Origin of the sequence: Arthrobacter sp. SPG23 (assembly GCF_000876655.1) — a bacterium.
Lineage (GTDB): Bacteria > Actinomycetota > Actinomycetes > Actinomycetales > Micrococcaceae > Arthrobacter.
The window spans coordinates 208,996-227,632 of sequence record NZ_JYCN01000018.1; the positions used below are offsets into that span (position 1 = coordinate 208,996).

Sequence of the window (18,637 nt, forward strand, 5' to 3'; positions counted from 1 at the left end):
GCCTCCGGCCCGCTGCCCTAGCCGGCTACGACGCTGGCGGCGCGGTCCGCGTCCCGGGCGGCTGCGAGGCTGGCGATGTCGCGGCCCGCCCGGTAACCGAACACGAGGGCCGGCCCGATGTGCGAGCCGTACCCCGGATAGCCACCGCCGAAGACGCTCACGGCGGCCGCACCAACGGCGATCAGCCCGGGAATGGCGGTTCCTTCGCCTGTCACCACCTCGGAGCGTTCGTTGACGCCGATGCCCGCGAAGGTGCCCAGGTCGCCCATCTGGATCTTGGCCGCGTAGTACGGGCCCTTGCCGACCGGGGCGAGGTTCGGGTTCGGCTTGTGCTCAAGGTCCCCGCGGAAGTGGTTGTAGAGAGTGGAGCCCCGCCCGAAGGCCGGATCCTCACCGCCCTCCGCTGCAGGGTTGAATTCAGCCACTGTCGCCTGCAGGCCGGCGGCGTCAATGCCAAGTTTGCCGGCCAGCCCCGCCAGGGTGTTCGCCTTCACGAGGTAGCCGGTCCTGTAGAAGTAGCCGCGCGGCATCGGCCACGGCTTGGCATAGCCGATGCCGTACTTGTGCATCGTCTTCGCGTCGCCGATCACATACCCGAACGTCTTGTCCTCGTCCTTGTTGTGCCCGATCATTGCGCCACCGAAGTCGTGGTAGCTCAGGGCTTCATTTCCGAAGCGCCTGCCGTGGCGGTCGACGGCGATCAGGCCCGGCAGGCCGATGGCCCGCAGGTGCGGAAAGAGCCGCTCCTTGCCGTTGAGGTACTTGAAGACTGTCACCGGGGCCCAGGAGCCCACGCTGAACACCGAGTCATCGATGTGGCCTCCGGCACTGATCGCCAGGGTGGCGGCATCCCCGCCGTGGCCCACCGTCGGCGTGAAGTGGTCGTCGCCGTCGGCGTCGTGCGGGAAGTACTGCTGCCGCAGTTCCCTGTTGCCCGAAAAGCCGCCGGCGGCAAGGACCACGCCGAACCGTGCCGTCACCGTGGTGGCGTGCTCGCCGCCGATGACAGCCCCGGTGATGGTGCCGGAGTCGTCCCGGGTCAGGGAAAGTGCGGGCGAAGACTTCCACAGCCGCACACCGAGGTCATCGGCGCTCTTCACCATGCGGGTCATGAGGGCGTTGCCATTGGACCGCAGGACGGGACGCTTGTAACGCGCGGCGTCGGCCCATGTCCGCAGCAGCTTCTTCGCCACGTATACGAAGGACTTGACCGACTGGTTCACATGGAAGAACTCGTTGATGTCAGGGCCCACCTGCGGCATGTAGCCGAACACTGTGTAGGAGCTCATGTACGGCTGCATCAGGAGCCGCTTGTCCCCCAGGACGCGCGCATCAACGTCCTGCGGCAGGATGGCGCGGCCGAAGAGCTTCGCTCCGGGCAGGTCCATCTGGTAGTCCGGGGACTTTTCCGGGTAGGTGAACTTGACCTCGGTTTCGTTCTCGAAAAAGGAGATCGCCTCGGGCACGGTGTCCAGGAAGTCCCTGACGCCCGCTTCGTTGAACGTCTCCGGGGCCAGGTTCTTCAGGTACGTTTCGGCTTCCTCGCGGGTGTCGCCCTGGGCCACACCCTGCTTGTTGCCGGGGACCCACGCCCAGCCGGCGGAAATGGCCGTGGTTCCGCCAAAGTACTGTTCTTTTTCCGCAACGATCACTGTCAGCCCCTGCGAAGCGGCTTTCAACGCGGCGGCCATCCCGGCCACGCCGGAGCCAATGACGAGGACATCACAGACGGTCTTGCTCGTGGTTGGCGCCTTGCTCATGGTTCCTGCCTTGCTCATAAATCGTGCTCCGTTCAGTCGGCTGCCCGCATCCTCGCGGCAGCCGGGTGGAAGGCTAAACCCCCAGTAGACCGGGTGGTACCGGCGCCGGCGAGGAGGATTACCATTGAGCGGGAATCCGAAGGAGCAAAGTGGCTAATTCCGCATCGGGCGAGTCGATCATCGGCCGCCTCGTGAAAATCGTGAGCGCGTTCGACGACCGCCATACCTCCATGAGCGTCGCCGAACTCGGGCGCAGGACCGGGCTGCCGGTGACCACCACCTACCGGCTGGTCAACGACCTGCTGCAGGAACGGCTCCTCGAACGCGAACCCGGCGGAGACATCCACATCGGCACCCGGATGTGGGAACTCGTCTCCCGCGGGTCCAAGATGCTGGGCCTGAGGGAAGCCGCCCTGCCGTTCATGGAGGACGTCCAGGCAGTGGTGCAGCACTCCACCACCCTGGGCATCCTTGATTCGGACGAGGTTTTGTACATCGAGCGGCTGGGCTCGGACAAGACCATCGTGGACATCACCAAAATCGCCGGCCGGCTTCCGCTGCACGCCACGTCCTCGGGGCTGGTTCTGCTGGCGCACTCCCCGTCGTCCTACCAGGACAGCTTCCTGGCCCGGCCCCTGACGAAGTTCACCGAAACCACTCTCACTGACCCTGCCCAGCTCCGGCGCCACCTGGCCGGGATCAGGCAGCGCGGCTTTGCTGCCATGCCCGGCGTGATCGTCCCCGAATCGAGCGGCATCGCTGTCCCCGTGTTCGGACCGGACAACACCGTCCGCGCCGCACTCAGCGTGGTAGTGCCGCGCAACGAGGAGAACGCAGCCTCCCGGGTCCCCGTCCTGATGGCCGCGGCCCGGGGCATCTCACGGGCCCTCGGCTGGCGGGGCGAGCTGAAGGGCACTCTTCGCCAGAGCCACTGAACGTAGTTTGCCGTTCATCGGCAATCATGTGGTTCCAGTCACACGTGTCCTGCGACTCTGGCTAGGACGCAGCAAAGAGGCTGCAAGAGTCACGAGGAGCACACCACATGAACACCACAGCGAACCGCGTGGCCGGGAAAACCGCAATCGTTACGGGCGGCCGCGGCGACCTGGGCAGCGCCACCGCCGCCCTGCTGGCTGAGCACGGAGCGGTCGTCGCCAGCCTGGACGTCGCCGGCATCCCCGCCGGTGCGGCCCACCCAAACGTCAGCCAGTACGACGTCGACGTCACCAGTGAGGAGAGCGTTGCCGACGCCATCCGCCGGGTACGCGACGATCTGGGCACACCGGACATCCTGGTGAACGCCGCCGGCATTATCGGCCCCGCCGGAGCCTCCCACACCGCCTCGGTGACGGATTTCGACACGATCTTCAACGTCAACGTCAAGGGCGTCTGGCTGATGACCAAGCACGTGGTCCCCGGCATGATCGAAAAAGGCGCCGGCAGCATCGTCAACTTCTCCTCCATCCACGGCATCACCGGCGGACGGAACGTGCCGCTGTACCACGCGACCAAGGGCGCCGTCCGGCTCCTGAGCAAGTCCGATGCGGCGGCGTACGGCGGTCACGGCATCCGGGTGAACTCCATCCACCCCGGCTCCATGGACACCCGGATGAGCCGCCGCTCGGCCGAGCAGTCCGATATCGGCGCGGAGGCCTACTACAAGCAACTCGTTGGCTCCAATCCCCTGCCGCGGCAGGGCAAGCCGGACGAGATCGCGTACGGCGTGCTGTACCTGGCATCCGACGAATCCCGCTTCACCACGGGGTCCGAGCTCGTGATCGACGGCGGATACACCGCCGTCTGACCCGGGCCGCCGCCGTCTCCCACTTCTTTACTCCTGAAAGGCAACACCCATGAAATTCGTCAATGGAACCGCAGCGGAAGGCTACGACGTCGTCGTCGTCGGCTCCGGCGCCGGCGCGCTCACCGCCGCGGCCACGGCCGCCCGTGCCGGCAAGTCCGTCGTCGTCCTCGAGAAAAGCGCCCTGCTGGGCGGGACCTCCGCCGTGTCCGGCGGCATGCTCTGGGTGGCGGACAACCACCACGCCCGGGAGGCCGGCATCGCCGATTCGAAGGAAGCGGCCGCAGAATACGTGCGGGCCGTTGCCCGGGGGCGCGGCCGCGATGAACTGCTCGATGCGGCCCTGACCTACGGGGACCAGATGCTCCGCTTCGTGGAAGAAGAGTGCGGGCTCGCCTTCATCTTCCTCGACAACTTCCCCGACTACCGCCAGGACCTGCCCGGCGCCGTGGAAGGCGGCCGCACCGTGGAGCCGCAGCTGTTCAACAGCCGGGAGGCCCTGGGGGACCTCACAGCACACGTGCGCAGCGACGGCCGCGCCCCCTTCACCATGCAGGAATACGAAAACTGGGGCGCATTCACCAAGTTCCCCTGGGACGATCTCAACCAGCGCCAGGCCGACGGGCTGGTGGCCAAGGGCCAGGCCCTCGTGTCCATGCTGCTCGCCAGCCTGGTCCGCGACGGTGCGGCGCTCGTTACCGGAGCCCGCGGCCACCGGCTGCGGACCGACGGCACCCGGGTGACCGGCGTCGAGCTCGAATCCGGTGAGGTCTTCCACGCAAACGACGGCGTGGTGCTGGCCACCGGCGGCTTCGAATGGGACAAGGCGCTTGCCGACTCGATGCTCGCCTCGCGGCTTTACACCATGTGCTCGCCACCCTCGAACACCGGCGACGGCCTGCGGATGGCCCAGCGGATCGGCGGCCAGACCCGCGGCACCCGCGAAGCCTGGTGGGCCCCGATGTCAGTCACCGGAGACACCCGTGACGGGCAGCCGATCGGAACGCTGCTGCGCTTCGAACGCCAGGGCCCGGGATCGATCATGGTGAACCGCCACGGCCGCCGCTTCGCCAACGAATCGCAGAACTACAACGACCTCGCCCGCAGCCTGCAGTCCTGGGACTCGGCCGCGAACCAGACCCTCAACACCCCGGCCCACGTGATCGTGGACCACGCCTACATGGAGCGCTACGGCATCCTGGCCCACCGCGCCGGCCAGCCCACCCCGGGCTACCTGATCGAAGCCGCAACGCTGGAAGAACTCGCGGCAAAGATCAACGCTCCCGCGGCGAACCTCAGCGCAACGGTGGCACGGTTCAATGAGTTCGCGGTCAAGGGCGAAGACCCCGACTTCGGCCGCGGCGAAAGCGCCTACGACAAGTACTGGGGCGACGACGCCAGCCCGTACCCGAACCCGTCGCTGGGCCCGCTGCAGACCGGGCCGTTCTACGCCATGGAAGTAGTCAACGGCGCCTTCGGCACCAACGGTGGAGTGGCCACCGACGGGCTGGCCCGCGTGCTCGACGTCGACAACCGGCCCATCGAGGGCCTGTTCGCCGCAGGCAACACCACCGAAAACGCCTACGCCGCCGGCTACCCGGGCGCCGGCGCCACTCTTGGACCGATCATGACCATGGGCTACCTCGCCGGCCGCACCCTGGCCGGCCAGTCCGCGGATTACCTCCTGGCTGAACAGACCGAATCGGCACCGGAACTGGTGGGTGCCTGAGATGATTCGCCACACCGTACTCTTCAAGTTCAAACCGGACTTTCCGCCCGCGGACAAGCAGGCCTGGATCGCCGGCCTCAACAGGATGGCCGGAAACATTCCCGGCATGCTCAGCCTGACCCATGGCCCGGACCTGCTCGAGACCGAGCGCTCCTTCGATTACGCCATTGTGGCCGACTTCCAAACGGTCGAGGACATCGCGGTGTACAACACGCATCCGCTGCACGAGCCGCTCAAGTCCTACTCATTCCCCAACAGCCAGCAGATCCTCTCGGTGGACTTCCACCTCGGGGATTCCCAGCCGGCTTCCACTAAGACACCGACGTCTTAAGGAGATCCCCATGCAGTCTGCATCCGCAACGCAAATCCCACCACACAAGACCCAGAGCACGACCCCGCGCAAAACCCCGGGCAAGGCAGCCTTGGCATCATTCCTCGGCAGCACCCTGGAGTATTACGACTTCTTCATCTACGGGACCGCGGCCGCACTCGTGTTCCCGCACCTCTTCTTCCCTGCCGCCGACCCCGCCATCGGCCTGATCGGCGCCTTCGCAACCTTCGGCGTCGCTTACGTGGCACGGCCGGTGGGCGGCCTGGTGATGGGCCATTTCGGCGACAAACTAGGCCGGAAGAAGATCCTGCTGCTGACACTGGGCATCATGGGCCTGGCCTCGCTGGGCATCGGGTTCCTGCCCACCTACGAGCAGGTCGGCGTCTGGGCGCCGATCCTCCTAGTGGCCGGGCGGCTCGCACAGGGCTTCTCCGCCGGCGCCGAGTCCGCGGGCGCCTCCACCCTCACCCTGGAACACTCGCCCGAAGGCAAACGCGGCTTCTTCACCAGCTTCGTGATGACGGGCTACGCCTCGGGCATGGTGCTGGCCACCCTAGTGTTCATTCCGGTCACGGCCCTGCCGCAGGAAGCGATGATGAGCTGGGGCTGGCGCATCCCGTTCTGGCTCTCCATCGTGGTCCTGGCGATCGCCTACTGGGTACGCACGCACCTGGACGAAACACCGGTCTTCGAGGAGGCCCAGGAGCACCGGCAGGTCGCCCCGATGCCGCTCAAGGAGGTGCTCAAGTTCCAGGGCACCGATGTGCTGCGCGTAGTGGGCATGTCGATCATGTCCGTCATGCAGACCATCTTCACTGTCTTCGGACTGGCTTACGCCACCTCCACGGCAGGGTTTGACCGGGCCTCCATCCTGACCGTCAATGCCGTAGCCATCGGACTGTCGATGTTCGCCATGCCGCTGGCCGCGAAGCTCTCGGACCGGATCGGACGGCGCCCCCTGCTGCTGACCGCCGCGTTCGGGTGCTCAGCCACGATCTTCCTGTACTTCCTTGCGCTGTCTTCCGGCAACATCGTGCTGGTCTTCCTGGCCGCTTTCCTGAACATGACAGTGCTGTACTCGGGCTTCAATGGCATCTGGCCCTCGTTCTTCGCCGAGCAGTTCGCCGCACCCGTGCGCTATACCGGCATGGCGATGGGAAACCAGCTGGGACTGGTCCTGGCCGGGTTCGCGCCGATGATCGCCGGCATGCTCCTGACCCCGGGTGTCACCGGCTGGGTTCCCGTGGCTGTCTTCGGCACCGTGTGCATGCTCATCGCTGCGGCCTCGGTGTACTACTCCCGCGAGACGTTCAAAACGCCGATCGAGGAGTTGGGTGCTCCGTACCTGGCCGGTACCGCCGCCCGGCGGGATCTGCAAAGCCGTTGAGTCCGAGCACCAGCCCGAAAGGAACCACCATGCCGCGCCACACCAGCCGCCCCAACCAGTGCCCCGGCCACTGGCGGGTTCACGCTTCCGGGGTGCCCCGAGGCCGGCAGCACCTGCCGCAACCGGGTGCTGCGGCGGCCGTGGAGGCAATCCCCGCAACTGCAGCCCTGGAAACCCGCGAGTTGGCAGCCTCTCCTTGGGTCGGACTGCACTATGAGACCGAAAACTACGCGACCGAGGAAACCTAGCAGCCGGTCAGGTGCCGTTTGGGCCGCTCCTGCCGGTAGTAGTAGCGTCCGGCTTCCGCGAATCCCGAACGGGCATAAAGTGTCTGGGCGCCGGCATTGGCCGCGGTCACGAGCAGCCAATAGCCGTTGAGCCCCCGGGCGTCACCTTCCCGCAGCAGGGACCGCAGAATCCGGGTCGCGTGGCCGCGGCGCCGGGCATCCTGACGGGTGGCCATGGCGTACAGGCCGCCCCGGCTGCCCTCCCCCACGGACGGAAGGGCAAGGCGTCCGACGGCGGCGGGCACGCCGTCGTCGTCCCTCACCAGGGCGTAGAGCGACCGGCAGCCCTCCAGGATTCCGCGGGCGGTGGCGAGGGAATCCTCGCCGCCGCGGCCGTCCACGCTCCACCAGAGCTGCAGCCATTCACCTGACGGCTCGGTGGATAGTTCGACGCCGGCGTCGGGCGTCTCGTCAGCGGACGCTGGCACTGCGCCGGCGTCGCGCACCAGGATCAGGGTTTCGGACTGCCGGGTGAAGCCTTCCTCGTCGAGGATGGCGTTCAGGGCGGCGCTGCGGGAGTCGTCGAAGACCTGGAAGATCACCGGAAGCCGGCGTCTGCGGTACCAGGCCGGGGCGTCCCGGAGGTTAGCCATCCGGTCGTGGCTCGTGCCGGCAGGCTCCGAACGCGGCCAGATCGAGTTCGCACGCTGGGTGACGCCGGCGGCAGCACGCAGCGCCCAGCCGCCCGATTCCTCCCGGTCGGAGGCGGGCCACGCAGCGTCCATCAACGCTTCGAGTCCGGGCATCGTTTGCCGGTCCATCCGGTTCCTCACTTCAGGGTTTGGGGGACAGCAAAGGCTCCCCGGTTTCCGGGGAGCCTTTGCTGGCATTCAGGTCACTCTACTTGGCTGCGTGCACGGCCTTTCGGCCTGCGGCCGCTGCCTATTTCGCTTCGGGCTTGAAGTCCACGCCGGCTTCCTTGCGCTGCTGCGCGGTGATCGGCGCCGGCGCCTGGGTCAGCGGGTCGTAGCCGCCGCCGGACTTCGGGAACGCGATGACGTCGCGGATTGACTCCACTCCTGCCAGCAGTGCTACAACGCGGTCCCAGCCGAAAGCGATGCCGCCGTGCGGCGGAGCGCCGAACTTGAAGCCCTCCAGGAGGAAGCCGAACTTCGTCTCGGCGTCCGCCTTGTCCAGACCCATCAGTTCGAAGACACGCTCCTGGACGTCACGCTCGTGGATACGGATCGAGCCGCCGCCGATTTCGTTGCCATTGCAGACAATGTCGTAGGCGTAGGACAGCGCGGACTCCGGGTCCTGGTCGAACGAATCCATGAACTCCGGCTTGGGCGACGTGAAGGCGTGGTGGACCGCGGTCCACTTGCCTGCACCGACGGCCACGTCACCGGAGGCCACAGCGGCGGCGGCGGGCTCGAACATCGGCGCATCCACGACCCAGCAGAACGCCCAGTCCGCGGCGTTGATCAGCCCGGTGCGGTGTCCGATTTCGACGCGGGCGGCCCCGAGCAGGGCGCGGGAGGGCGTCTTCTCGCCGGCTGCGAAGAAGATGCAGTCCCCGGGCTTGGCACCGACAGCGTCGGCAAGGCCGGCCCGCTCGGTTTCGGTGAGGTTCTTGGCCACGGGACCGGCCAGTTCGCCGTCTTCCTTGAACAGGACGTAGGCGAGGCCCTTGGCGCCGCGCTGCTTGGCCCATTCCTGCCAGGCGTCCAGCGCACGGCGTGCCTGCGAGGCGCCGCCGGGCATGACCACGGCACCGACGTAGGGCGCCTTGAACACGCCGAAGTTGGTGTCCTTGAAGAACTCGGTGAGTTCGGTCAGCTCCAGGCCGAAGCGGAGGTCCGGCTTGTCCGAGCCGTAGCGCGCCATGGCGTCGGCGTAGGTGATGCGCTGGATGGGTGTGGGGATCTCGACGTCGATCAGCTGCCACAGGGCTTTGACGATGCTTTCGCCGAGCGAAATGATGTCGTCCTGCTCCACGAAGCTGGCTTCGATGTCCAGCTGGGTGAACTCCGGCTGGCGGTCCGCGCGGAAGTCTTCATCGCGGTAGCAGCGCGCGATCTGGTAGTACTTCTCGAACCCGCCCACCTGCAGGAGCTGCTTGAAAAGCTGCGGGGACTGCGGCAGTGCGTACCAGGAACCCGGCGCCAGGCGAGCGGGGACCACGAAGTCGCGGGCGCCTTCCGGCGTCGAACGCGTGAGGGTGGGTGTTTCGATCTCCACGTAACCGTCACGGTGGAGCAGTTCGCGCGCCACCCGGTTTGCCTCGGAGCGCAGGCGCATGTTGCGGGCGGGGCCGGGGCGGCGCAGGTCGAGGTAACGGTGCTTGAGCCGGGCTTCCTCGCCCACCTCGACGTGCTCGTCGATTTGGAAGGGCAGCGGATCGGAGGTGTTGAGGATGGTCACCTTCTCGGCGATGACCTCGATCTGGCCGGTGGCCAGCGCGGGGTTCTCGTTGCCCTCCGGACGCTGCGAAACCGTACCGATGACCTGCAGCACGTACTCGTTGCGGAGTCCGTGGAAGACCTCTTCTTCGCGGACCACCACCTGGGAGACGCCCGAGGCATCGCGAAGGTCAACGAATGCCACACCACCGTGATCACGACGCCGGCCCACCCAGCCGGCCAGGGTTACGGTTTGTCCAATGTGCTCGGAGCGAAGGGATCCGAGGTCATGTGTGCGCAGCACAGCACGCCTTTCTTAGGGAGACAGCAGGAATACAGAGATGATATTGAATGGGACCGATACGGGAACGGCCCCGTTCGAGTTTACCCGTTGGAGAGGCTTTCCTTCCGCCATGCAGACCCATCAGCGGCTACAGCGCCGGCTCGGCGTGTTCGACGCCACCGCCATCGGGCTGGGCTCCATGCTCGGTGCCGGAGTGTTCGTTGTCTTCTCCCCCGCCACCGCCCTGGCCGGCCCGCTCATGATCGCCTCCGTGCTGATCGCCGGCGCGATTGCCTACTGCAATGCTGTGGCGTCCGCCCAGCTGGCCACCAAATACCCGGCCAGCGGAGGGACCTATGTGTACGGCCGGAAGCAGCTGGGCGAATGGCCCGGCTTCATTGCCGGCTGGGGTTTTGTCACCGGAAAGACCGCCTCCTGCGCGGCAATGGCCCTGACTTTCGGCCACTACGTGGCGCCGGACTATGCCACGCCTGTGGCTGTTGCCGCCGTGGCTGTACTCACGGGCGTCAACCTCATGGGGATCACCCGGACCGCGCTCCTGACCAGGATCCTGCTCGGCATCGTCCTCGCCACCCTGGTGTTTGTGGCGGTTGCGGGCCTCATGGGCCCCCATCCGGGGCCGGGAGAGTTGGCGGGGAGCCCCGGCAGCGCCTGGGGTGTCCTCCCCGCCGCCGGGCTGATGTTCTTTGCCTTTGCCGGGTACGCCCGGATCGCCACGCTGGGCGAAGAGGTCAAAGATCCCACCCGAACCATTCCGCGGGCAATACTGGCCGCGCTGGCCGCCGCCTTTGTCATCTACCTGGGGCTCGCCGTGCTGCTGCTGTGGCACTTGTCTCCGCGGCGGCTGGCCGGGTCCCTGTCGCCTCTGCTGGACGCGGTGGCCGCCTCCAGCATGAGCGCGGGTGGCCCTTTTGTCCAAGCTGGCGCCGCCGCCGCCTGCCTGGGAGCCCTGCTGGCGCTCATCACCGGAGTGGGCCGCACGGCCCTGGCGATGGCCCGGGAGCGGGATCTCCCGGCTCCGCTTGCCCGGGTGGGCGGACGCCACACCGTTCCGGTTGTCGCCGAGCTGTCTGTTGCCGCCGTCGTTGTGGCACTGCTCGTCACCACGGACGTCCTCACCGTGGTGGGCTTCTCCAGTTTCGGCGTGCTGATCTACTACTCAGTGACGAACGCTGCCGCCTTCACCCTGGCCGACCGGCCGGCTACCGCACCGCGATGGATGAACGCTGCCGGGTTCGCGGGCTGTTTGCTCCTGGCCGCCACCCTGCCGGTCGCGTCGGTGGCGGGCATGGCCGCAGTACTGGCAGGCGGAATCGCCGGCCGGTTCCTGGTGCTGCGGTTCCGGTTGCGCCGAGGTGCAGCCTAGGCCTTGAGGACCCGGACGTGCAGGTCCTCATCCGCCGGAGTCCACGTGGCGGGGTCGGCATCTGACTGTTCGCCTGAGCGGATGTCCTTTACCTGGTGCTTTCCGTCATCGTCGGTGAACCAGACGAAGGGGATGCCCCGACGGTCGGCGAACTTGATCTGCTTTCCGAATTTTTCCGCCTTGGCGGCCACCTCGGTGGAAATTCCACGGCTGCGCAGCTGTGCTGCGACGTCCTGGGCCGCGCCCCAGCTCTCATCGTTGTTCAGGGCAACGAGAACTGCGGTCGGCACCGAACGCGTGGCCTGCGCCAGTTCCTGGCTCAAAATCCGGGAGACGAGGCGGGTGACGCCGATGGACAGGCCAACGCCCGGGAACTTCCGGTTTCCCTTGCTGGCCAGCGCATCGTAGCGCCCGCCGGAGCAGATGGAGCCAAGCTGCTCATGGCCCACCAGGACTGTTTCCACCACGGTGCCGGTGTAGTAGTCCAGGCCGCGGGCGATGCTGAGGTCCGCCACCACCTTGCCCGGCGCCCGCTGCACCGCGGCGGCGATGACCTGCTCCAGCTCGTTCAGGCCCTCCTCCAGCAGCTCGTCCTTCACGCCCAGGGCGCGGACTTTGTCAACGAACGATGTGTCCTCGGTCCGGATGCCGGCCAGGTTCAGCGCCGCCTGGGCCTGTTCCTCGGAGGCTCCCAGCTCGTTCTTTAGCAGATCGGCCACCTTGGCAGGACCGATCTTCTCGAGCTTGTCGATGCTCCGCAGGACTCCGGCTGTATCCGTCAGGCCGATCCCGCGGTAGAAGCCTTCGGCCAGTTTGCGGTTGTTGATGCGCAGGCGGAAATCCGGGATCGGCAGAGCACTCAGGGCCTCGGCGATGACCAGCGCGATTTCGACGTCGTAGCGGAACGGCAGGTCGCCATCGCCCACGATGTCGATATCCGCCTGCGTGAATTCGCGGGCCCGGCCCTCCTGCGGACGCTCACCGCGCCACACTTTCTGTATCTGGTAGCGGCGGAACGGGAACGCCAGGTAGCCGGCGTTCTCCACGACGTACCGGGCGAACGGCACGGTCAGGTCGAAGTGCAGGGCCAGCGAGTGGTGGTCGCCCTTGGCGGCCTTGGCGTCTTCGCCGTCATCGTCCTGCAGGCGGCTGAGTCCGTATACCTCTTTGTCGATTTCACCCTTGCGAAGGAGCTGGCCCACCGTTTCCACGGCGCGTGTCTCGATCGAGGAGAAGCCGTGCAGCTCAAAGACGCGCCGCAGGGTATCCAGCACATGCAGCTCCACCAGCCGCTCCTCGGGAAGCCACTCGGGGAATCCGGACAGGGAGGCGGTGCGTGCCATGGTGGATTTTCTCCTCAGGTAACAGAAGGCTGGAGTCCTTTGCCCGGTATTCCGATTCCGCCATGTGATCAAAAGCGGCGGTTAGGGCGGGAGTCCAGCCAGTCATGCATAAACTATGTGCGGCAGTCAGTTTATGCTTTCGGCGCCGGCAACTCTAATGGAGCACTGCTCCCATGAGGCGGGCGCATGCATCGCCTGCCACTTGCTGCCGGACACCGGACGTCGCCCTTGGCCCGTTCGGCGGGCCGGCCCGACAACCAGGAGGACTTTTGGCGGCCAGTTCACGGAGCGCCCGCGAGGCAAAGCGGCGCATCCAGCAAATGGAAGCGAAGCGCGAGCTGCGGCGGCACCAGGAGAAACGCCGCAAGCGCGACAATATCCTCGTGGTGAGTGCCGGCGCCGGCGCCGTGGTGCTCGCCGTCGTCCTCCAACTTACTGTCTTCGCAAGCAACCCCACCGAACAGGAATACGCTGCCGCGCAGGCCGGGCTGACCAGCCCGTCGGCGTCGCCCACGCCGGCGGCCACGAACGGCCCCAACATCCCCAAACCGGAGACAGCGGCAGGCAAGGTCTTCACCGGCGAGCTCAAGCTCAACAGCGGAGCCCTGGGCGTTGAACTCGACGGAACCAAGGCGCCGCAGGCAGCGGCGGTCTTCAAATCCCTTGCCGACGAGAACTACTACAGCGGAATCAGCTGCCACCGGCTGACCACGGGCGAGAAGTTCGGCGTCCTGCAGTGCGGATCAAAGACCGGCGACGGACAGGGCGACCCCGCATACACCTGGGGGCCCCTGGAAAACACCCCGGCGGACAACACCTACCCGGCCGGCACGATTGCCGTGGCACGGACCGGCGGCAACGCCTACGGCAACGGCACCCAGTTCTTCATCGTCTACAAGGACACGGCCATTCCGGCCGATGAGGCCGGCGGCTACACGGTGGTGGGCAAGGTGACGTCCGGCCTTGACGTGGTGACCAAGATCGCCGCCGGCGGTATTAAGACGGGCGGAAGCGCAACAGACGGCGCTCCTGCGGAACCAGTCACGATAGACTCGTTCTCTCTGAAGTAACCAGCCCCGGCCTCCACGCTGCGGGCGCTGGTATTTCCCTCCAAGCGAAAGACTTTTAGCGGTGACAGACAGTCAGAAATCCGACGAAACAGTAACAGCAGCCTCCGAAGAAGCCGAGACCGTGGCTCAGGTGGTTGACGACGCACAGGCGGCTGGCAACGACGCAGCTGCCGAGGCTCCGGCAGATGCGCAGTCAGCAACCCAGGAAGTTTCCGCACCGGAGGCTGAGGCCGCACCCGCCGACGACGCCCCCGCGGCTGAGACACCCGCCGCTGAAGCAGCCGCACCGGCCGCCGACGACGAAGCTCCCACAGCTGAGGCGCACGCCGCTGAAGCAGCCGCACCGCGTCCGGCAGCCCGTCCGGCGCCTTCACCGGCAGCCTTCGCGGCGCGGCCGAAGGCAGCGTCCTCTCCTGCAGTTCCCGTCCCCGCTCCCGTTTCCTCGGCTGCTTCCCTGGCCGAAGCCGCACGCTGGGGCCGCGTTGAAGGCGACGGCCACGTCTTCCTGACCATCGACGGCGAAGAACACCCCGTGGGTCAGTACCCGGACGTCAGCGACGAGGAAGCCCTCGGCTACTTCGCCCGGAAGTACGACGACGTCGTGGCCCAGATTGTCCTGCTCGAACAGCGGGTGGGCTCCAAGGCCCCCACCACCGACATGCAGAAGACGGTGACGCACCTTCGCGAGCAGCTGGCGGAACGCAACATGGTGGGCGACCTCCGCGCGGCCGAAGCCCGCCTGGATACGCTGTCCACCCAGATCGCGGAACTCGAGAAGGCCGAAAAAGCCGAACACGACGCCGTGCGCGCCGCCGAGCTGGCCGCACGCGAAGCGATCGTTGCAGAGGCGGAAGAAATTTCCGGCCACGATCCTGCACAGATCCAGTGGAAGACCTCCAGCGCCCGCATGAACGAGCTCTTCGAAAGCTGGAAGACAGCGCAGAAGAACGGCGTGCGGCTGGGCCGCAGCAACGAGGACGCCCTCTGGAAGCGGTTCAGGGCAGCGCGGACGGTCTTCGACCGCCACCGCCGTGCCTACTTCTCCCAGCTGGACAGCAACAACTCCGCAGCCAAGGCCGCGAAGGAAAAGCTGATCGCTGAAGCCGAGGCGCTGTCCACGTCCACCGACTGGGGCTTCGCAGCCGGCGAATACCGCCGCCTGATGGATGAGTGGAAGGCCTCACCGCGGGCCAGCCGCAAGGACGACGACGCCCTGTGGGCGCGCTTCCGTGCCGCCCAGGACGTCTTCTTCACCTCCCGGCAGGCAGCCAACGATGAGATCGACCAGGAGTACGGTGCAAACCTGACCGTCAAGGAAGCCCTCCTGGTCGAGGCGAACGCCCTGCTGCCCATCAAGGATCTGGCTGCCGCCAAGAAGGCCCTCCAGTCCATCCGTGACCGCTGGGAGGAAGCCGGCAAGGTTCCCCGTGCGGACATGGGCCGGATCGAAGCCGGGCTCCGGAAGGTGGAGGACGCCGTCCGACACGCCGAGGACGAAAACTGGAAGCGGTCCAACCCGGAGACCAAGGCGCGGACCAACAGCGCACTCTCGCAGCTGGAAGCCGCCATTGCCGGGCTCAAGGAAGACCTTGCCAAAGCGGAGAAGGCTGGCGACCAGCGTAAAATCAAGGCCGCCCAGGAGGCCTTGGAGGCCCGCCAGGCATGGCTGGACCAGATCTCGCGGTCGGCCAGCGAACTTTCGTAGACGCAGCGGCTGAAAATACAGGCCCCGTTCCGGTTATCCACATAACCGGAACGGGGCCTGTACGCGTCTAAGGCAGCAGGAAAAGATAGCTGAATGGCTACCCCGTCCCCCGTCCCCGCAAATGCCGGGCCCGCAGTTACCAGGCGCACCATAACCGGACGCACAACAACCGGGCGCATCGATTCCGGAGCAGCTGAGAACGGGCCGCCGGAGCTTTATTCACCCGGCCGTGTTTTCTCGTGGCCGGAATTGCAGGCCATGGCTGCAGACGGCATCCTGAGCCAGCTGTACCAGCGCGGGTACATGCTCCCCGGGACTGCCGCCACTCCCCAGTTGCGGGCCCGCGCAGCCTCGTTCGCCGTGCCGCCTGCTATCCGGCAGCGGGTCGTTGCGGGCCGGATGACTGCAGCCTGGATTTACGGCTGCGCCGGGGAACCGGACCGGCTTGCCCTGCTCGTGGATGCCAGCCGGCGAGTCTCCAGCCTGAGGTCCACCCGCGGTTGCACCCTGCACGAGGTGAGGCTCGGTCCGTTCGATGTTGTCAGCCTCGGCGGCCTGATGGTTTCCAGCCCGCTGCGGACCGCGTTGGACATCGCCCTCCACGTGGACGCAGAGCGGGCACTGCCTGCCCTCCGAAAAATGCTGGCGAGCCCCGAACTGGACGTGAGGCTGCGGCTGCTGACCCTCGCTGTCGAAGCCACTCCCCGCGTTCCGCACAAGAAGGCGGCCCTCGAAAAACTCTCAGCCCTCCAAGAACAGCCTGGTTAGAAGCGAGCAATGCGCGCGAGTAGCACGGAGCCCGCCTGTACGTTAGCTGCGCCGGCGGTTTCCGGTGGTCCGGTACACGTCGAACACGCCGTCGATCCGGCGCACCGCACTGAGCACGTGGCTGAGGTACTTGGGATCGCCCATTTCGAAGGCGAACTTCGAGATGGCCACCCGGTCGGTGGATGTGTGCACACTGGCAGCCAGGATGTTGACATGGTTTTCGGAGAGGATCCGGGTGACATCGGAGAGAAGTGACTTCCGGTCCAGCGCCTCCACCTGGATCTCCACCAGGAAGACGCTGGACTGGGTGGGCGCCCATTCGACCTCCACGATGCGGTCCGGCTGGTCCTTCAAGTCCGAAACATTGGTGCAGTCCGTGCGGTGCACCGATACTCCGGATCCCCTGGTCACAAAGCCAAGGATGGGATCAGGGGGTACCGGCGTGCAGCAGCGGGCCAGCTTGACCCACACGTCGCCCACGCCACGGACAATCACGCCGGAGTCGGAGTACTTCGTCTTGCTGACCTGCGTGGGGATGCTGACCTCTGTCAGGTCATCCTCCGGCCCCTCATTGCCGCCAAGTGTCTCCACGAGGCGTTCCATCACGGACTGGGCTGACGTGTGTCCGTCGCCCACACCGGCATAGAGGCCGGAGATGTCCACGTACTTGAAGTGCTGGGCCACCTCAGCGAGGGCGTCATGGGTCATCAGGCGCTGCAGGGGAAGGTTCTGCTTGCGCATCGCCTTCGTCAGGAGCTCCTTGCCGCGGTCAATGGCCTCTTCGCGGCGCTCCTTGCTGAACCATTGCCTGATCTTATTGCGCGCGCGGGCGCTCTTGACAAAGTGCTGCCAGTCCTGGCTGGGTCCGGCGCCCTCTGCCTTGGAGGTGAAGATTTCCACCCAGTCGCCATGGTTGAGTTCGCTGTTGAGCGGAACCAGCTTGCCGTTGACCCTGGCGCCGATGGTCCGGTGGCCCACTTCGGTGTGGACGGCGTACGCGAAGTCGACGGGGGTCGACCCGGCCGGCAGTGCCATGACCTCACCCTTGGGCGTGAACACAAACACTTCGCGGGCGTTGATTTCGAACCGCAGGGAGTCCAGGAATTCGCCGGGATCGGACGTTTCCTGCTGCCAGTCAACGAGTGACCGCAGCCAGCCCATGTCGCCGTCGCGCGGGCTTCCGGGGCCGGCGGCCGTCCTGTTCGGCTGGTCCTTGTACTTCCAGTGCGCCGCGACACCGTACTCGGCGCGGCGGTGCATCTCGTGGGTCCGGATCTGGATCTCCACCGGCTTGCCGCCCGGACCGATGACCGTGGTGTGCAGGGACTGGTACATATTGAACTTGGGCATCGCGATGTAGTCCTTGAACCGGCCCGGGAGCGGGTTCCAGCGCGAATGCAGCGTACCGAGGGCTGCGTAACAGTCACGGACAGAGTCCACCAGGACCCGGACGCCCATAAGGTCGTTGATGTCGTCGAAGTCCTTGTCGCGGACAATCATCTTCTGGTAGATCGAGTAGTAGTGTTTGGGCCGGCCCGTGATGGTGGCCTTGATCTTGGCCGTCCGGAGATCTTCGGTGATCTGGTTCCGGATAACGCTCAGGCTCTTTTCACGCTCCGGGGTCCGGTCCCCCACCATCCGCACGATTTCCTCGTACACCTTCGGGTACAGCGCCGCGAATGACAGGTCTTCGAGCTCCCACTTGATGGTGTTCATGCCGAGCCGGTGCGCCAGCGGCGCGAAGATTTCCAGGGTCTCGCGGGCTTTGCGGGCCGAGGACTCAGCCGACACGAAGCGCCAGGTACGGGCATTATGCAGCCGGTCGGCGAGTTTGATCATCAGCACCCGGATGTCCTTGGCCATCGCCACGACCATCTTGCGGACCGTTTCGGACTGGGCGGCTTCACCGAAGCTCACCTTGTCCAGCTTTGTGACCCCGTCAACGAGCATGGCCACTTCGGGGCCGAAGTCCCTCTTGAGGTCCGCCAGCGTGTACGGCGTATCTTCAACGGTGTCGTGCAGGAGGGCGGCTGCCAGCGTGGTGCCGCTCAGCCCCAGTTCGGCCAGGATGGTGGCCACTGCGACAGGGTGGGTGATGTACGGATCGCCGCTCTTGCGCTTCTGCCCCCGGTGGCTCTGTTCGGCCACCACGAACGCACGCTGGATGAGGTCGAAATCCTCTTTGGGGTTGTTGGCCCTGACGGTGCGGAGCAACGGTTCGAGTATGGGTGAATACGTCGCCGTACCGCGGCCTGTCAGCCGGGCCAGCCGGGACCTGGTGCGTTCGCGGCGTCCGGGGAAGGTCGGCCGGAACCCGGAACTGTCAACCGGCACGCCTGCGTCCGGGCGCCCGGACGCAACCAGACCGGTCTGCGGCCCCTGGCCCGGACCTTCACCACCGTCGGCCGTTGGCGCCGACGTCGAACGTTCTTCCAATGAAGCAC

The 18,637-nt window shown here is 66.4% G+C and carries 15 protein-coding genes; 10 read left to right on the forward strand and 5 right to left on the reverse strand.

Translation table 11 applies throughout. The features are described 5' to 3' along the window. Positions 1-17 precede the first annotated feature (17 nt). Positions 18-1,760, reverse strand: coding sequence for an FAD-dependent oxidoreductase (locus TV39_RS11740; protein WP_043482220.1), 1,743 nt, complete (start codon positions 1,758-1,760; stop codon positions 18-20). Between the two features lie 149 nt (positions 1,761-1,909). On the opposite strand from TV39_RS11740, the gene TV39_RS11745 reads away from it, so the two are divergent. The 6 genes from TV39_RS11745 (at position 1,910) to TV39_RS11770 (ending at position 7,256) form a co-directional block, all read left to right on the forward strand. After that, entirely contained in the window at positions 1,910-2,695 is a 786-nt protein-coding gene (locus tag TV39_RS11745; RefSeq protein ID WP_043481852.1) for an IclR family transcriptional regulator, read from the forward strand. Between the two features lie 107 nt (positions 2,696-2,802). Next, positions 2,803-3,564: an SDR family NAD(P)-dependent oxidoreductase gene (locus TV39_RS11750; protein ID WP_043481854.1), complete on the forward strand. Its 762-nt coding sequence runs from the start codon at positions 2,803-2,805 to the stop codon at positions 3,562-3,564. A gap of 49 nt (positions 3,565-3,613) precedes the next feature. Next, the gene (locus TV39_RS11755) at positions 3,614-5,290 is read left to right on the forward strand and encodes an FAD-dependent oxidoreductase (RefSeq protein WP_043481857.1); all 1,677 of its coding nucleotides are present in this window, start codon (positions 3,614-3,616) and stop codon (positions 5,288-5,290) included. A 1-nt stretch (position 5,291) separates the two neighbouring features. Next, positions 5,292-5,621 (forward strand): Dabb family protein, encoded by a 330-nt coding sequence (locus TV39_RS11760; RefSeq protein WP_043481860.1) that lies wholly within the window; start codon positions 5,292-5,294, stop codon positions 5,619-5,621. A gap of 10 nt (positions 5,622-5,631) precedes the next feature. Further along, on the forward strand, positions 5,632-7,008 hold the full coding sequence (locus TV39_RS11765) for an MFS transporter (RefSeq protein WP_043481862.1): 1,377 nt from the start codon (positions 5,632-5,634) through the stop codon (positions 7,006-7,008). Between the two features lie 29 nt (positions 7,009-7,037). Next, complete coding sequence (locus TV39_RS11770; protein ID WP_043481864.1) at positions 7,038-7,256, forward strand: hypothetical protein; 219 nt, start codon at positions 7,038-7,040, stop codon at positions 7,254-7,256. Here the strand turns inward: TV39_RS11770 and TV39_RS11775 are convergent. Together TV39_RS11775 and aspS are read right to left on the reverse strand one after the other, a co-directional pair. Further along, the gene (locus tag TV39_RS11775) at positions 7,253-8,056 is read right to left on the reverse strand and encodes a GNAT family N-acetyltransferase (protein ID WP_043481865.1); all 804 of its coding nucleotides are present in this window, start codon (positions 8,054-8,056) and stop codon (positions 7,253-7,255) included. The genes TV39_RS11770 and TV39_RS11775 overlap by 4 nt on opposite strands. Before the next feature lie 121 nt (positions 8,057-8,177). After that, on the reverse strand, positions 8,178-9,941 hold the full coding sequence (gene aspS / locus TV39_RS11780; RefSeq protein WP_043481867.1) for an aspartate--tRNA ligase: 1,764 nt from the start codon (positions 9,939-9,941) through the stop codon (positions 8,178-8,180). 109 nt (positions 9,942-10,050) lie between these two features. Here aspS and TV39_RS11785 point away from each other — a divergent pair, with 109 nt between their 5' ends. Further along, positions 10,051-11,307 carry an APC family permease gene (locus TV39_RS11785; RefSeq protein ID WP_043481869.1) on the forward strand — a complete coding sequence of 419 codons (1,257 nt, stop codon included), beginning with the start codon at positions 10,051-10,053 and terminating at the stop codon, positions 11,305-11,307. Here the strand turns inward: TV39_RS11785 and hisS are convergent. Further along, entirely contained in the window at positions 11,304-12,650 is a 1,347-nt protein-coding gene (hisS, locus tag TV39_RS11790) for a histidine--tRNA ligase (protein WP_043481871.1), read from the reverse strand. The genes TV39_RS11785 and hisS overlap by 4 nt on opposite strands. A 269-nt stretch (positions 12,651-12,919) precedes the next feature. Between hisS and TV39_RS11795 the strand changes: the two genes are divergently transcribed. The 3 genes from TV39_RS11795 to TV39_RS11805 all read left to right on the forward strand — a co-directional run bounded on the left by TV39_RS11795 (position 12,920) and on the right by TV39_RS11805 (position 16,193). Further along, positions 12,920-13,720: a peptidylprolyl isomerase gene (locus tag TV39_RS11795; RefSeq protein ID WP_043481873.1), complete on the forward strand. Its 801-nt coding sequence runs from the start codon at positions 12,920-12,922 to the stop codon at positions 13,718-13,720. A 61-nt stretch (positions 13,721-13,781) separates the two neighbouring features. Further along, positions 13,782-15,425 carry a DUF349 domain-containing protein gene (locus TV39_RS11800; protein WP_043481875.1) on the forward strand — a complete coding sequence of 548 codons (1,644 nt, stop codon included), beginning with the start codon at positions 13,782-13,784 and terminating at the stop codon, positions 15,423-15,425. Between the two features lie 258 nt (positions 15,426-15,683). After that, positions 15,684-16,193 carry a type IV toxin-antitoxin system AbiEi family antitoxin gene (locus TV39_RS11805; protein ID WP_235347370.1) on the forward strand — a complete coding sequence of 170 codons (510 nt, stop codon included), beginning with the start codon at positions 15,684-15,686 and terminating at the stop codon, positions 16,191-16,193. Between the two features lie 42 nt (positions 16,194-16,235). On the opposite strand, the gene TV39_RS11810 is transcribed toward TV39_RS11805, so the two are convergent. After that, positions 16,236-18,629 (reverse strand): RelA/SpoT family protein, encoded by a 2,394-nt coding sequence (locus TV39_RS11810; RefSeq protein ID WP_043481877.1) that lies wholly within the window; start codon positions 18,627-18,629, stop codon positions 16,236-16,238. Positions 18,630-18,637: the final 8 nt, after the last annotated feature.

Excerpts from the sequence above, each read along its gene's own strand:
- TV39_RS11740 (WP_043482220.1), bottom strand. The coding sequence starts at position 1,760 with ATGAGCAAGGCGCCAACCACGAGCAAGACCGTCTGTGATGTCCTCGTC.
- TV39_RS11750 (WP_043481854.1), top strand. The coding sequence starts at position 2,803 with ATGAACACCACAGCGAACCGCGTGGCCGGGAAAACCGCAATCGTTACG.
- TV39_RS11755 (WP_043481857.1), top strand. The coding sequence starts at position 3,614 with ATGAAATTCGTCAATGGAACCGCAGCGGAAGGCTACGACGTCGTCGTC.
- TV39_RS11760 (WP_043481860.1), top strand. The coding sequence starts at position 5,292 with ATGATTCGCCACACCGTACTCTTCAAGTTCAAACCGGACTTTCCGCCC.
- TV39_RS11765 (WP_043481862.1), top strand. The coding sequence starts at position 5,632 with ATGCAGTCTGCATCCGCAACGCAAATCCCACCACACAAGACCCAGAGC.
- TV39_RS11770 (WP_043481864.1), top strand. The coding sequence starts at position 7,038 with ATGCCGCGCCACACCAGCCGCCCCAACCAGTGCCCCGGCCACTGGCGG.
- TV39_RS11775 (WP_043481865.1), bottom strand. The coding sequence starts at position 8,056 with ATGGACCGGCAAACGATGCCCGGACTCGAAGCGTTGATGGACGCTGCG.
- TV39_RS11785 (WP_043481869.1), top strand. The coding sequence starts at position 10,051 with ATGCAGACCCATCAGCGGCTACAGCGCCGGCTCGGCGTGTTCGACGCC.
- hisS (WP_043481871.1), bottom strand. The coding sequence starts at position 12,650 with ATGGCACGCACCGCCTCCCTGTCCGGATTCCCCGAGTGGCTTCCCGAG.
- TV39_RS11805 (WP_235347370.1), top strand. The coding sequence starts at position 15,684 with ATGGCTGCAGACGGCATCCTGAGCCAGCTGTACCAGCGCGGGTACATG.